This is a genomic window from Enterococcus sp. AZ062 (assembly GCF_051715065.1).
Classification (GTDB): Bacteria; Bacillota; Bacilli; order Lactobacillales; family Enterococcaceae; genus Enterococcus_B; species Enterococcus_B mundtii.
Window position 1 is genome coordinate 2,755,759 of record NZ_JBIOTB010000001.1, and the last position, 15,580, is coordinate 2,771,338.

Annotated in this window: 15 protein-coding genes; 4 read left to right on the plus strand and 11 right to left on the minus strand. The window is 38.5% G+C overall.

Annotated features, from left to right (window positions below):
* Positions 1–275: 275 nt before the first annotated feature.
* A complete protein-coding gene (locus tag IGJ00_RS12875) occupies positions 276–437 on the minus strand; it encodes a hypothetical protein (protein ID WP_019724465.1) in 162 nt (53 codons plus the stop codon).
* An 11-nt stretch (positions 438–448) separates the two neighbouring features.
* Positions 449–1,468, minus strand: coding sequence for a lactonase family protein (locus tag IGJ00_RS12880; RefSeq protein WP_438844512.1), 1,020 nt, complete (start codon positions 1,466–1,468; stop codon positions 449–451).
* Positions 1,469–1,604: 136 nt separating this feature from the next.
* On the opposite strand from IGJ00_RS12880, the gene IGJ00_RS12885 reads away from it, so the two are divergent.
* Entirely contained in the window at positions 1,605–1,967 is a 363-nt protein-coding gene (locus IGJ00_RS12885) for a PTS glucitol/sorbitol transporter subunit IIA (protein WP_071867845.1), read from the plus strand.
* Positions 1,967–3,124 (plus strand): AI-2E family transporter, encoded by a 1,158-nt coding sequence (locus IGJ00_RS12890; RefSeq protein WP_142433738.1) that lies wholly within the window; start codon positions 1,967–1,969, stop codon positions 3,122–3,124. The genes IGJ00_RS12885 and IGJ00_RS12890 overlap by 1 nt, the downstream gene beginning before the upstream one ends.
* Positions 3,125–3,183: 59 nt before the next feature.
* On the opposite strand, the gene IGJ00_RS12895 is transcribed toward IGJ00_RS12890, so the two are convergent.
* The 9 genes from IGJ00_RS12895 to arfA all read right to left on the minus strand — a co-directional run bounded on the left by IGJ00_RS12895 (position 3,184) and on the right by arfA (position 13,682).
* A complete protein-coding gene (locus IGJ00_RS12895; protein ID WP_019723602.1) occupies positions 3,184–3,615 on the minus strand; it encodes a hypothetical protein in 432 nt (143 codons plus the stop codon).
* A gap of 95 nt (positions 3,616–3,710) precedes the next feature.
* Positions 3,711–5,567, minus strand: coding sequence for an LTA synthase family protein (locus IGJ00_RS12900; protein WP_438844513.1), 1,857 nt, complete (start codon positions 5,565–5,567; stop codon positions 3,711–3,713).
* A 265-nt stretch (positions 5,568–5,832) separates the two neighbouring features.
* Positions 5,833–6,798 carry a glycoside hydrolase family 43 protein gene (locus IGJ00_RS12905; protein WP_438844514.1) on the minus strand — a complete coding sequence of 322 codons (966 nt, stop codon included), beginning with the start codon at positions 6,796–6,798 and terminating at the stop codon, positions 5,833–5,835.
* Complete coding sequence (locus IGJ00_RS12910) at positions 6,795–8,327, minus strand: alpha-N-arabinofuranosidase (protein WP_115358246.1); 1,533 nt, start codon at positions 8,325–8,327, stop codon at positions 6,795–6,797. Before IGJ00_RS12910 ends, IGJ00_RS12905 begins: the two co-directional genes overlap by 4 nt.
* The gene (locus IGJ00_RS12915) at positions 8,324–8,899 is read right to left on the minus strand and encodes a DUF624 domain-containing protein (protein WP_438844515.1); all 576 of its coding nucleotides are present in this window, start codon (positions 8,897–8,899) and stop codon (positions 8,324–8,326) included. Before IGJ00_RS12915 ends, IGJ00_RS12910 begins: the two co-directional genes overlap by 4 nt.
* A 4-nt stretch (positions 8,900–8,903) precedes the next feature.
* Positions 8,904–9,767 (minus strand): carbohydrate ABC transporter permease, encoded by an 864-nt coding sequence (locus IGJ00_RS12920; RefSeq protein WP_010736672.1) that lies wholly within the window; start codon positions 9,765–9,767, stop codon positions 8,904–8,906.
* A gap of 14 nt (positions 9,768–9,781) precedes the next feature.
* Complete coding sequence (locus IGJ00_RS12925; RefSeq protein ID WP_010736673.1) at positions 9,782–10,678, minus strand: carbohydrate ABC transporter permease; 897 nt, start codon at positions 10,676–10,678, stop codon at positions 9,782–9,784.
* Between the two features lie 213 nt (positions 10,679–10,891).
* A complete protein-coding gene (locus tag IGJ00_RS12930) occupies positions 10,892–12,163 on the minus strand; it encodes an ABC transporter substrate-binding protein (RefSeq protein WP_108145432.1) in 1,272 nt (423 codons plus the stop codon).
* Between the two features lie 13 nt (positions 12,164–12,176).
* Positions 12,177–13,682, minus strand: a complete 1,506-nt coding sequence (gene arfA / locus IGJ00_RS12935; RefSeq protein ID WP_438844516.1) for an arabinosylfuranosidase ArfA — start codon at positions 13,680–13,682, stop codon at positions 12,177–12,179.
* Positions 13,683–13,885: 203 nt separating this feature from the next.
* On the opposite strand from arfA, the gene IGJ00_RS12940 reads away from it, so the two are divergent.
* A complete protein-coding gene (locus IGJ00_RS12940) occupies positions 13,886–14,776 on the plus strand; it encodes an ArsR/SmtB family transcription factor (protein WP_019723205.1) in 891 nt (296 codons plus the stop codon).
* Positions 14,777–15,071: 295 nt separating this feature from the next.
* Complete coding sequence (locus IGJ00_RS12945) at positions 15,072–15,410, plus strand: RidA family protein (RefSeq protein WP_142433743.1); 339 nt, start codon at positions 15,072–15,074, stop codon at positions 15,408–15,410.
* Positions 15,411–15,580: the final 170 nt, after the last annotated feature.

Consider the following 15,580-nt stretch of genomic DNA (forward strand, 5'->3'; position numbering starts at 1 on the left):
AAACATCTATTTGTTTTTTGAACTCTTTCTTGAACCAACTAAATAAGCAATGGAGAATCCTATGAACATACCTAAAGTAATCCACCATTTGAATGGACGATTTAATAGATAGGATAAGCCCCAGTTTAAAAGTAGCGACAAAAGAAACGCACTAAAAATCATTTTCAACTCTTTCATACGTCCCCCATTTTTATCCCACTAAACAGCTTTGGCATGCTAGCGTGTTGGTTCAAGATAAGATAGAAATCATTTTACTCTAGGCTATATTTCCTTCTTTAATTTTCAACATTACGAACATAGTCATCAAAATACTGGATCAAATCATTTTTGATCTTTTGGTATTCTTCTTCACTATACTCTTTGTCTTCGATTTTTCCTTGAAAAAACGGAATCTCTAATTCTTCACGTAAACGGTCTAACACTTCTTCTTTATTCATGTCACTACTCCTTAATCAAAGTAAACACAGACACACTCAGGTGCATAGATGTCTTTTTGGATCAATGTCAATTCTCCAGTTGTAGCATCACGTTTATACAAGGTAAGATTATCCGTATTCTGGTTGGCAGATACCACGTAATCATTTTCTGGATCTAAGGCGAAATCTCTTGGGAAATCTCCTTCAGTTGAGATTGTTTGTACGTGTTCTACATGTGAACCTTCTTCATTCACAGCAAATACAGCAATCGAATTATGTCCCCGATTTGATGCGTAGACAAAACGTCCATCGTTTGAAATACGGATGGCGGCACCACCATTTTCTTCGGTGAATCCTTCAGGCAATGTACTGATTTTTTGTACTTCTTTGAATTCGCCTGTTTTTTTATCATAGGAAAGAACACGAACTGTACTGTCTAACTCACCAAACAAATAGGCGAATTGATTATTAGGATGAAAAACTAAATGACGTGGACCGGTTCCTGGCTCTACTTCTAATACAGCTTTTAAAGCTAACTTACCATTTTCATCTACATCATATGTGTACACACGATCAGTTCCTAAATCACAGACCGCTAATCGTTGGTCAGGTGTTAAGTCTGTGTAATGGACATGGGCATGATCTTGGTTTTTGTGTGGACCAGTCGGTTCTTGGTGAAAGACTGCGTCTGTCGCCTCTAAACTACCGTCTTCAGTGATACGGTAAACATTGACTTCCCCTTTATGATAATTTGCTCCATAAACCAGTTGGCGTTGCTCATCGACTGTCACGTAACACAAAGGTGCGCCTGCTTCTGTTACCGCATTCAAAAAATTGTAAGAATCATCATATGCAGCTACCCCACCTAAGCCATCAACACTGGTTACTGAATACAGATTGCCTGCCTGACTTTTTGCCACATACGTTGGGCTATTTTCTTTAGCAACTAATGTTAGATTCTCTAAAGTTCCTTTATCTGTATCTAATTCGATTTGATAAATCCCTTCACTTTTTCGTCTTGTATATGTTCCTAGAATGATTTTTTTTATCATTTTGATCCTCCTCAAATTAAGAATTCTAATTTATTCTATCATACATCCATTCATGACGTTAATCAAAGAGAATATGTTATACTGTTTTTGTAACCATAGAATCATTGATTTTTTAGGAGTAAAGGAGAGAAATGAGATGACTCAAGCAACGATATCAGAAATTGGCACCTCAGCAATCAATTCAGAGGAACCTATGCTGATTTTATTCGATCAGTCGGCAACATCCGCGTTGCGTGACTATACGATCATTCAAGAATTTAGTACAAAAGAGAATTTTTCACTTAATCAAGGTGATCAAATTTCTTTTGATCAGCAAGAATATACTATCGAACATGTTGGTCCTTTGGCCAATGAAAACTTAACAACGGTTGGTCATGTGACTCTAGTTTTTGAAGAACCACCAGCAGGTGACAGAATCGTCAATGGAATCTATTTGTCCCCCTATCAACTACCAGAAATCGCTGTTGGCACGACCATCGATTATAAGCAGGTGAACTAATGGAAGAGGATAAAAAGAGAAAAATCAAACCTGTTTCATGGTTTTGGCGTTGGTTTTTGAATAATCAAGTAGTCACGGCTTTATTAGTCGTTCTTTTGGTCTTACTGATCGTTTTTTTGTTTACAAAAGTTTCTTATCTTTTTGAACCAATTTGGCAGTTTCTAGCAATCGTTGGTTTACCGATCATTCTATCAGGTATCTTATATTACCTGATGAATCCTGTCGTCGATTATTTTGAAAAGAAAAAGATTCCAAGGCTCTACAGCATCATCGGTTTATTTATACTTGTAGTCGCTTTGATCGTCTGGGGAAGTGTAGTGATCATTCCGAAAATCCAAGAACAAACCGTCAGCTTTGTCAGCAATTTTCCACAATACGTTGAGACCATCGATGACAAGTTAACCGAAATTTTTCGTGATCCACTATTCAGTCAATTCAGAGAGCAACTGGAAAATACAGGCGATCAATTTATGAATTCTGCTGGCGATATTTTACAAAATCTATCGAAAAGCACCGTTCAAAGCTTAGGTAGTTTTGTTGGCGCTGTGGCTACGATCGTTGTTGCCGTATTGACGATGCCGTTTATTTTGTTTTATCTGTTGAAAGATGGAAAACAATTAGCACCTTATTTGGTCAAGTTCTTACCCACTCGTATGAGAGTGCCTACGTTAAAAGTCTTAGGTGAGATGAACAACCAAGTCTCTTCTTATATTCGTGGACAGTTGACTGTGGCTTTCGCAGTTGCGGTGATGTTCATGATCGGATTTGCAATCATTGGGTTAGATTATGCTGTCACTTTAGGAATCATTGCCGGTTTCTTGAACTTGATCCCTTACTTAGGCTCATTTTTAGCGATGATCCCTGCGGTATTTTTAGCCATCGTTGCAGGACCAATCATGTTGGTCAAAGTATTGATCGTTTTCGCCTTAGAGCAAACCATCGAAGGCCGTTTGATCTCGCCACTTGTACTTGGCAATCAGTTGTCGATCCATCCAGTGACGATTTTACTTGTCCTATTAACATCTGGAAAATTATTTGGTGTGGTCGGTGTGATTTTAGGGATACCTGTCTATGCCGCAGCGAAAGTATTGATTTCTCACATTTTTGAATGGTACACTACGATTTCTTCTCTTTATGAAGAAAAGCAACAAGAATAAATGAAAAGCCGAGATGATCGAGAATAGGAAACCTATTCTCAGTCGTCTCGGCTTTTTGATTATTTCATCAATAAGTTAGTCATTTTTTGGATCGCTGCGGAAATATCATCTGTCGCTTGGTCTTGTTTTGCTTCTGACGCATCAAATTGTTCAGCATCGATGCCTTTTTCTGGTTGGATGCTTTGAGTCATTTCTTCACAACCAGCTACATAATTTTTGTAGGCTTTTTCAAAGTTCTTATGGATACCCATTACTTTGGCTGGTGGACGCAACGTACTGATTTTCTTTAGCATATTACGATATTTTTCAGTACCTTGGTCAAATAACTCAACCGTCTCAACAAGCTCGGCTTGCGTTAGTTCAGCTGTTTTCTTTTGATCGATTGCTTCTCTGATTTTTTCATATTTTGGGTGCATCGTTTCGCCGATTGCTTCTGTTTCTTTCACGATTTTATCGACTGTCTGCACGTAATAACCGAGATTCGGTAACATAGGTTTTCCTACTTTCTTCTTTTTCTTTCTCTATTTTACCTGTTTATTCTAGTAGAAAACAAGTCATTACATCAATAAAATGTTATTTTTATCGTTTATTTTTCATAAAATCCTGCATCTAAACTATATTGTTCTCCTGAAACTAGATCATATTGGATCAAGCGATACGCCTCGTATACTTCCTCTTGTGCCTGATTCAACTGAGCTTCTTTTCCCCATTGGCCATTTTGAAAATACAGTTCTCGTTCGAACGCGGGAATAGCCGACTCCATTTCAAGCAGTAATTGATAAAAACCAGTGGTCTTTTGATTCGTTTGTTCTAAAAGATTCGCTGCAAAATAAAAAGGGCTAGTGACTGCATCGCTGGTTTCACGTTTCTCTAACTCACCTGCTGTATCGAACATGAGAAACTCTGTCTGATGTAAGGCTTGTTTCTCATTTTTATTTTTGATCTCGTCCGAATAGATCCCCGGTAAATGATCTCCCCAAAAAACGACTAGCGTTCTTCTTGGAGTATCTTTCAGCGCTTCAGTGAATGCTTTCAATGCTTGACTACTATAAGCAATATCTTGCAAATAATTGTTGAGTGTGTCTGTTCCAGTATCATCTTCTGTTGTAGCCGAAAAATCTAATTGCGAATACTTGCCTGCATAAGGCATATGGGTCTGCATCGTGACCAGATGGACAAACTGAGGCGTTTCCTCATCTTTTAATAAGTCTAAAATTTCTTTATAGGCAGACTCATCTGAAATATATGGATTATTATCAATAGTATCGGTGTAAGTCATATTTCCCTCGCTGATAAACGTATCAAACCCTAGCGTTTGATAGACATCTTCACGTTTATACATCGATGTATTATAAGGATGGATCGCCGTTGTTCGATAGTTTTGTGCATTAAGCGTGGAAACAAGCGATGGTAATTGATCCAGCTTGGGAACGAGCATCGTATATGGTGTGGTCATTTGACCATTGAATAGTGCCATGGATAGACCCGTTAAGGCTTCAAATTCAATATTTGCTGTTCCACCACCATAATTTTGCGAAAGCATTCGGCCACTATAAGTTTGATTTGCCACTTCACGATAATCAGCTAAGGGATCACCGGTCACCGTGACACCATTTAGATGACTTGGATCAGAAAAGCTTTCACTCATCACATAAATGATATTTGGCTGCTCATCACTTGCCGTTTGATTTTTTTCGTCTGCGATTGCTTGATATTTTTCAGTGATTTCATTGATTTTTTCTTTTGAATAACCTTCTGGTCGTTCCATCGGTTCAACTTTTAGATTGTACAAAAAGCCACCAATGAATCCTGTATTATAATAATTCATTTTTTGACTATAAGGAATCCACAAAGCCGTTTGATTATAAGCTTTACGCAACAAATTATTGGGATTATTGAAGTTACTGAAATAACCCATCATTGCAACGGTCATGACTAAAGTCAAGATACGATAGATTTGGAATATTCGATCTTTTTTGAAACTACGGACAATCGCCCAGACTACTCCCCCAAAGGCAAGTGCCGCTACTAGCATCAGCCCAATAAAAATCGGTGTTCCGGTCATGTCTTTGAGTAAATTGAACTCTGTGATCATCTTTAAGTCATCTGGATAGATTGGTTCTTGACGATAGCTCATTTTCAAGTAATTCGCAAAACCTAATATACCGATACTTACGAGATAAAAAAGCAGACCAAATAAGTAAGAACCCGCGAAAGCGACCATAAATAAGAAGACAGTAAGTAATACGAAACAAGCAAGTAAAAATTTTTCTGTGTGCCATGAAAAAGCAAATTTCAAGGCTAAATCAACTGAAAGATTATTCTGGCACCATTGTAAATACAAATTGCTTATAAGTATCACTAAGACTGTTACTACCCCCAGAGTAGTGATTCGTAAAATTTTTTGTTGTTTGGTTGAAAGCTTATCTAAATGTTTGTTCAAGAGAGCGCTCCTTCACTTTTTCTAAACTACTTTAACGCCTATTTTATTCTAGTCGCTTCACAAATGAAAGTAAAGTTCAAAAAACAAGTAGTCTGAACGACCAATTTTATAAAAAAATAAATAGAAAACAAAAGGAATGAAACTGTGTCTTAGTCTCTCCAGCTCGCAAAGAATAAGCGGTAATAGCCACAATTTTGAACAACAAATTGTGGCTATTACCGCTTATTTCTTGAAGGGCTTTATGTCACTTTGATTGAAATGATGCTCAAATATCAGCCGAATACGCAACTGGTTCACCAAAAACTGGGAACCCCTCTGTGTCCCACGAAAATACTTGTGCGTTGGCATGACGATTGGGATTGTTCAGAGGATCGATTCCTTCATTTTTTTCTGGTCGTGCATGGTAAACTAATACATCTTCTTTGCCATCTTCTGAGCGAGTAAAGGAGTTATGTCCCGGTCCAAACTGCTTATTTTTCTCCGAAGAGACAAAGACAGGTTCAGGATTTTTATGCCAAGAATAACCGTCAAGTAGATCCGCTGACTCTTCTGCCCACAGCAAACCCATCGCATAATTTTCATCAGTGGCACTCCCTGAGTAAGTGATGAATATTTTCCCATTACGAACCAGTACGGCTGGTCCTTCATTGACTGCAAATCCTTGCTTTTCCCAAGGAAATTCTGGGATGGCTAATAATAGTTGTTTCCCGGTCAGTGTCCAAGGATTTGCCATTTCTGATAAATAGAGATTGGAGTTCCCCGGAATGCGTGGGTCTAATTGCGCCCAAACATAATACAACTTTCCTTGATGTGTAAAAGTCGTGCCGTCTAAACTAAACGTATCTGTAGCCGTGTTGATTTGCCCTTTTTCTTCCCACTCAGTATTCATTGGATCAATTGACGTGTTTTCAAGAACGAACATCCGATGGTGATGATCACGATCACGAATCTCTGCATGATCACTGGCTGCAAAATAGATATACCACTTTCCTTGGATATAATGGATTTCTGGTGCCCAGATCAACTGACTCATGGGTCCAGTTTTAGGTGCATGCCAAACCAGTAACGTTTCTGCATGCTTCAAGCCATCGATCGTTTTCGCACGTCTTAATTCGATGGACTGATAACCAGGTAGAGAACCCGTAAAATAATAGTAGCCGTCCGAATGTTTGTAGATCCAAGGATCGGCTCGTTCAAGGACGATTGGATTAGCATAAGTTGTTTTTTTCATAAAGGTTCCTCACATTTTTTTAGTCTGATGACATTCCAAGAATATGCTTCAAGCACCATATGGATCGTGTTCTTTTCATTTACATCGATTACTTGTTCTATCGGCTGGATCGTATTCGGTGCGTCTTTCGTATTTTTATCAAGTAAATGATCACTTTTTACGACTAGTTGGACTGCTTTAGTCTCCAGCTCAAAATCATGCGTTGTCGTAATGGACACTTTCTCTTCTGTGCGATTCACTAGAAACAGTACGATTTCTTGCTCATTTTCGACAACGACGCTATCAATGATCGGCACTTCTTTTCCAGTATCACAGTCATAAGTGGGACAAAACGTTTGTTGATCTAATACAGTGCCTTTCGCATATTTTGCCAGATGTTGCATCACATAATAGGTCGGATTTACCCATGCGATCCCATTTTTCTCTGTTAAGATAAGCGGGATGGTATTGACTAAAAGCGATTGGCAAGCAATTTTGACACGATCTGCATGCCGTAAAATCGCAAGACCCAATGTGCCGAACAGTAATGTATCTTCCATAGTGAACTGGCACCAATCGATTGGTGACCCCTCTTGGAATTTTTGATAGGTTTGTTCTGGTTGGCTATGAACATTCCATTCATCAAAAGCTAAGTACATCGTCTTGTCACTGCGTAGATAGCCTTTCACATAGTCACACGTCGCAATGATTTCTTCGATTTGTCGATCAAACCGTTCCGCTTTAGCTAAGTAAGTTTTGGTATCTGCTCGCTCATTTTTTGGAGGTTTAGTCAAATCTTCTTCGTCATATTTATCGATGTAATTATGCAAAGCAATATAATCTACGTTTTCATATGCTTCTTCTAAAGCGATTCGGTCCCATTCAGGATAAGACGCTAAGCGTGGCGTCGAACTACCGACTAAAATCGTTTCGATCGATTCATCGACTAATTTCATCGCTTTGGCAGATTCATTGGCTAAGCGACCATACTCATAGGCACTTTTTGCGCCAATTTGCCAGGGACCGTCTAACTCATTTCCTAAGCACCAAAGTTTCACGTTAAAAGGTTGCTCTTGTCCGTTTTGTTTGCGTAACTCACTCCAAGAGGTTCCTTGAGGAAAATTACAATACTCTACTAGATTACGCGCATCATCGATTCCTTTTGTGCCTAGATTTACCGTCATGATTGGCTCCGCTTCTACCATATCTAACCATTTGAAAAATTCATGTAGCCCGAATGTATTTGGTTCGATTCCTTGCCATGCAAGATCGATTTTTTTTGGACGCTCGGTGACTGGACCAATCGTATCTTGCCAGTCATATCCTGAAGTAAAATTCCCTCCAGGATAACGGATCACCCCTAAAGACAGTTCTTTTACATAAGAAAGTACGTCCTGTCGAAAGCCATTCTTATCTGCGGTCGGATGTCCTGGTTCAAATATTCCGTTATACACGACACTTCCCATATGTTCAACAAAAGAACCGAAGAGTCGTGGACTGATTGCTCCTTTAGAAAATCCTTGACGTACCTTTAGTTCAACTTTTTTCATTGCCACACTCCTTTCCTATTATTGTTTCCCACTAAATGATTGATCAACCACCAAACCCCACCTGCTAATACAAAAATAATCGGCGGAAACATAAACACAAGCACAAGAAAAACTAATAATATGCCACAACATACAAGATTCTTCAAAAAGTTGGTCAACACCCACCACGTACTTTCTTGAAAAAGTTCCTTTCCGGAAAGCGCGTTATTTTGGGCAAGAGAGCTACACCAAGAAAGTAAAAACATCGTAAAAACCAACATTGTTACATACCCACAAATCACTAACCAAATAGCAGATTCTTGCAAAATAAGATTCATCGCAAAATAACTGATGATGGTCACGCAACTCATCACTAATTGAAGAAAAAACTTACGCTTAAAGCCTTGCAAAAATGAATAGCAAACATGCCCTGATTCGCCATTCTTCCATTTATTCAACGCTGTAAAGACCCCTGTTGTGGCTGGTACTACTGTGACTAAAGGCAAAGAAACGACGACCCATAAAATCCCTAATAAGATATGATCGGAAATTTGGATCAATTGACCATACCATTTTGTTTCGACTAATTTCATTTTCTCACTCTTTCATGCCAGACATTGCAGTTCCTTGTACAAAGTATTTTTGAGCAAAAATATAAATGATCAACAATGGCAACATCGAAATAACTGTTCCTGCCATCACCGGTCCATAAAATGAAATATTTTGTCCGGTGAATAAAGCTAATCCTGCAGGTAACGTCCGCATTTTCGAACTTGTTGTCAAAATCAGTGGATACAATAAATCATTCCAACTGTTCATCAACGTAAAGATTGCTAGTGATAGAAGTGTTGGCTTACTCAAAGGCAACATGATCTTCAAGAAAATCTTGAACTCACCTAACCCGTCAATACGTGCAGCTTCTTCCAATGAATCTGGTAAAGTCACAAAAAACGACCGCATCATAAATATCCCAAAAGCAGTGGTCATCCGAGGAATGATCAATCCGGCATACGTATCTAACATGCCTAAAAAATTTGCTTGGATGAACAGTGGGATCATGAAGACTTGAAATGGGATCATCATCGTTAACAAAACAAAGTAAAACAACACCGATTTCCCTTTGAAGCGCATCCGAGCAAAAGCATACCCTGCAAGAGAATCAAAGAAAACAGAAGTAATCACTGTCCCACCTGCAAAGATTACTGTGTTTTTGATGTAATCTAACAACGGAATAGTCGTCCAAACCTTGATATAATTCTCAAAGGTATATTCATCTGCAAAAATTCTCGGGGGAAAAGAAATAATGTCTTTTTCATATTTGAACGAGGAAATGATCAACCATAGAAAAGGAAAAGCGATAATCAATAATACGAGTAACATTCCGACGACACGTAACCATTTCTTTCCATCAAACTTTTTCCGACGATTCGTTGAAACTGCTGTATAACTTTCCGAAAGCATATTATTACTCCCCCCTATTTCATTTGTTTTTCTTTTCTTGACATATATAAATTGGTCGAAATTGCCAGCACAGCTACAATGACAAACAGTACTGAAGATAATGCGGAAGCATAGCCTAACTCATATGGAGCGGTGAAGCCGCGACTATAAATGTATTGGACAGCTGTTTCCGTTTTGAATTGTGGTCCGCCGTTCGTTGCCACATATACTTGGTCAAACACTTGCATGGAACCAATCAAGTTGGTCAAGATACAAAAACCAAGAGATGGGACGATCTGCGGTAACGTGATATTAAAGAATTGTTGACGATTGGTTGCTCCATCCATTTGCGCTGATTCGTAAAGCGAAGGGGAGATTCCTTGAATAGCAGTGATCAGGATCGTCATTGTGACACCGAAATTTTTCCAAACCGTCATCAGCGCAACTGTTGGCATTGCTAATGTTGGATCACGGAAAAATTGTGGAATCGGCAAACCTACTTGTGAGAAAAGGTAAGGGATAGCCCCAACGTTTGGGTCAAGCAACATTGAAAAGATGATTGCAATGGATGTTAAGGAACAAATAACAGGGATATAAAAAGTTGAGCGACAAAAGCGATTGAAACGAGTATTCTTTGACAAGATCACCGCAGCTAATAAACCAACGATAATCTGTGTTGGTGTTTCAAGTAAGGTAAAATACAACGTATGGAAAAGTGAATTGACCGCACGTTCATCCCCAAAGATCCGCAAAAAGTTATCCATGCCTACGAACTCTCTTGAAGTAAAAAAGATGTTCAAATCAGTAAAACTGATCGCAAATGTACCAATCAGTGGCACCACTGTGAATAACAGTAGAATCAAAAAGGATGGCACTAAAAACAAATAAGCCGCTCGATCCGGTCGGTTCCAGTATCTGGTGAATGCTTTCATTTCGTCTATTTCCCCTCTTTCTTATTCGATGGATTCCTTGATGAAAAGTTCAAGCGATAAAAAATCAGACCAAGAAAGGAAAGAAGTTTTTCTCGAAAAAGGAAAGCGAAAGCGATAAATATGTTTTTGCAATTTATAGACTTTCGCCTTATCTTCTACGAGATTACTTCTGTTTCCTTTGTTGTTTTGATTTCATTGTGAACTGTTACTCGATTATTCCTTTAGTAGATCATTGATCTGATCATCTGCATCATTCATGAGTTGCTCTGGATCTTCACCAGCCAACAATTTTTCGATCAATGGATTGATGATGTCATTATTGATTGCTGCGATCTTCGTGAATCCTGGTAGATAAGGTTCAGCATATTCCATTTGTTTGGATAGTTCCGATACGATAGGATCATTCTTCACTTCTTCATCTTCTGCGACAGATGATAAATAGGCAGGGAAGCCATTTTCAATACTCCATTTTTTACCGATTTCACTTGTGTTCCAGTATTTTAGGAATTCATAGATTGCCTCTTTTTTGTCACTATCTGTACTTGCTGGGATTGCATAACCAACACCATCTAAAATCGCTGTTTTTTCACCGTCCGCACTTGCTTGCGGTAATGTCGTTACACCATAATCGATTTCGTTTGCTTTCAAGCCGTTATTCAACCACGGTCCGTTGATGATGATCGATAATTGTCCAGCGTTCATCAAGTTATCCATCTCTGCTCCCGAAATCGATTCTGGTCCTGCTTTATCGACATGGATCATTTTTTGGATGGCTGTTAATGTTTCAAGATTTTCTGGTGAAGCGAACTCAGATTTTGTATAGTCATCGCTGACAAGTTTTCCTCCATTTGCCTTCATCCAGTTATAAAGTGGTGCAGTACCGTCTTTATTGAAGACAAAACCTGAGACATTTTTACTACTATCGGTCAGTTGCGGAGCCATCTCTGTTAATTCTGTCCAAGTAGTTGGTGGTGTTGTTTCATCCAAGCCAGCTTGTTTGAATAATTCTTTGTTCCAATACATATACATCCCTTGTACTTGCATCGGAATAAAGTATTGCTGATCATCCACCATTCCTAGATCTACCGCAGTATCTTTGAAATCTCCTTTATCCACACCGTCATATTCCCAGAAATCATCTACAGGCTGTACAGCCCCATTCTCCACATATTGAGCAAAATCAGCGTAGTTCAGTGCAACAAAATCTGGCGCTTTTTTTGAAGAAATAGCCGTTGGTAATTTTTCATTCAAATTAGCCCATGTCATCACATCCATCTCAATCGTGATGTTTTTGTCATTATTCTTATTAAAATCATTGACGATCTCTTGTAAGATTTCCCCGTCAGAAGCTGTAAACCCATTCCAAAAAGAGAGTGTGACTTCTCCGTCATTTTTACTTTGGGAAGAAGCACCACCGCCACAAGCACCTAATATTCCAGTCGCAGCCAACAACAATGAACCAATAATCAATTTTTTTCCTCGCATCTCTATCTCCTCCTTATTTGTTCGGGGTCAAGCTTGTACGGATCACATTCCAAGATAACGGTTTCAATTTGCAATTCAACTGATTTTCTTTATGTTCGTAGGCTTTTGAAGACACAGGTTTGATTTGCTCATTTCCTGCTTGATTGACCGCTTTGATTTCATAGCCAGACATCTCTGAAAACTCGATGACTTCCTCAATCTTTAAGTCAGAAAATTGTAGATCTAAACTCATCTCTTCTTCTCCACGATTCACTGCAAAGATCACCAACTCATTTTTTTCTTCATTGAGTACTGCGATACTTTCTAAATATGGGACTGTATCAAATTCACTCGTTGCATACGTATCGACAGTGATTTCAGGTCGTAAAGCAATACCTTGTCCTAAAGTCGCGACTTGCATAAATGGATAATAGATTGTTTGACGCCATGCTTCACCGTCTTCTTCTGTCATGATCGGCGCAATCACGTTGACTAGCTGCGCCAAACAAGCAATCTTTACTCGATCAGAATGTTTTAACAAAGTGATCAATAAACAGCCCAATACTAAAGCATCCTCAAAATTATAGTGATCTTCTAATAAAGGTGGGGCAACTTGCCATGGCTTGACTGTTTGATCATGTTCTGTCGAATGATACCAAATATTCCATTCATCAAAAGATAGATTGATTTGTTTCTTGCTGTGTTTTTTCGCCTTGATTGCATCACACATCGCAACAACACCAGAGATGAACTGATCCATATCGACTGAACGAGCTAAATAATTTTTCAAATCATTTGTTTGATTGCCATAATACTGATGCAATGAAAGATAATCGATTTGTTCATAGGCTTGATCCAATACAGTCAATTCCCACTCACCGAATGTCGGCATTTGACTATTCGAGCTACCACATAAAACGACTTCGATCGATTCATCGACAAGTTTCATTGCTTTCGCTGTTTCTTCTGCCAGCCGTCCATACTCCGCTGCTGTCTTATGACCGATTTGCCAAGGACCATCCATTTCATTGCCTAAACACCACGTCTTGATCGCAAAAGGTTCGGTTTGTCCATTTGCTATTCTTTGCTCACTCCAATAAGTACCACTAGGATAATTGCAATATTCTACTAGATTTCTTGCAGCATCTAAGCCACGTGTTCCAAGATTGACCGCCATATTGATCTCAGCGCCCACTTCTTGACACCACGCAGCAAATTCATGCACACCCACTTGATTTGTTTCTAAAGATCGCCAAGCAAGGTCTAATCTTTTCGGCCGCTCCGCTATAGGACCCACGCTATCTTCCCAATTGAACCCAGAAACAAAATTCCCACCTGGATACCGGATCAATGGTACCGATAGTTCTTTGACTAGCTCCATGACGTCTTGGCGAAATCCCATATCATTTGCAGTCGGATGATCCGGTTGATAGATCCCTCCATACACTGCACGTCCCATATGTTCAATAAACGAGCCATACAAACGACGATCGATTTCCCCTATCTTTTGCACACGACTAACTGACATTACAGCTTCCATGATTCCCCTCCTTTAATTTATACATGAATCATATCTTTCTTTGAAAGCGTTGTCAATAATAATATTATTAAATATAAAAATATTTTTACATTATAATTAACATAAATATTAATTATAAATATTAGTTTTATGATATTAACCTATAAATTAATATTTATGTTAATATATAGTTAAACAAAAACCTAAATAAGAGGTGAAAAATCATGCAACTCCAAATCAATGAAGAATCATTACCTGTTTATGAAGCTTTAGCTAGTAAAACAAGGATAAAAATCATCCAGTTACTTTCAAAAAACAAAATGAATATCAAAGAGCTTGCCCAAGCACTCGGTATCAGTAGTGCGATTACAACAATGCATGTAAAAAAACTTGAAGAAGCAAATATCATCAAATCTGAAAAAATAGGTCAAAAAAAAATTTCCAGCTTACGTGTCGATAAAATCAACATCACGTTTCCAGAAAAAATCTTCAATGCCTTTGATACGAAAGAAACATCGATCCCTATCGGTCATTATACCCGCTATTCAATCGAGCCGACATGCGGTCTGGCAACGATCCATGATTTTATCGGCAAAGTCGATGAACCACGTTACTTTGCCGATCCACGACGAATGGATGCACGGATTCTGTGGTTTACAAGCGGATTTGTTGAATATCAAACACCAAACTTCCTAAACGAAGAAGATACTTTGGAAATGTTGGAATTGTCCGTTGAGCTGTCTTCCGAGTTTCCCTTTTCGAACGACAATTGGCCATCGGATATCACTTTCAGCCTAAACGGCGTGGAATTAGGTAACTGGACAAGCCCAGGAGATTTCGCAGACATTCGTGGAAAACATACCCCAGACTGGTACCCAGATAATCTAAATCAATACGGACTATTGAAAACAATCCGTATCACTAAACATTTGACCAATATCAACGGCGAACCATTATCTGAAATCACGATCAATGACATCCCAAGAAACGAAGACGTCTGGACCTTCCGCATCGAAGTCAAAGAAGACGCCAAAAACGTCGGTGGCTGCACCCTATTCGGCAAAGGTTTCGGCAACTACGATCAAGATATCAAGATGAAGGTGTATTATAGTTAAGGTTGTGAAAGAAGCGTTCAGCACTGAGTAATAAGACAGAACCATCGAAAATGGCTTTTTCATTTTTGATGGTTTTGGCTTATTATTGAAGTGTTGCTTCTTGAACACCGTTTATCTAGGTTGTGAAAGAAGCGGTTTGACCTGAGCAGTAAGCTGGGAAATCAGAAAATAGCTTTCCATATTTTTTGATTTTTCAGTTTACTGTTGAAGGTCAGCTTTTGGAACACCGTTTATCATAGGTTGTGAAAGAAGCGTTCAGCACTGAGTAATAATATCAATGAAAAGGAGTAATTTTATGGCTATCTATTCAAATAGTATTATGACAGATTCACCTTTATTATTTATTTCCGGACAGACACCTCAAAAAGGGGATTACATTCCCGATGGTATCGATGAGCAAATACAAATCGTTGTTGAAAAAATAAATTCCATCATTATGGATAACAAAGCAAGTACCCAAAATATTGTTAAAATGAACGTGTATTTAACTGATGCTTCCTTTTTAGGATCGCTTAGGACGACACTTATAAAACTGTATGGAGAAAATAAACCGGCAATGACAGTAGTAATAGTAGCCGGATTGATTGATCCAAGATTCAAAGTAGAAATAGATGCTATTGTCGCTATCAAATGATTTTTTTAAGGAACATTGATTTGTTTCAAACTGCCGAAGAGTGCCAATCAAGGATAGCCAATCCTATTTTGTTTCTTTCAATACTGACTCTTCTAATGTGGACAATTTGATTATTAAGCCTTCTTTTCTATGAGAATGAAGCAAAGCAATAAAAATTTCCATCTTGAAAA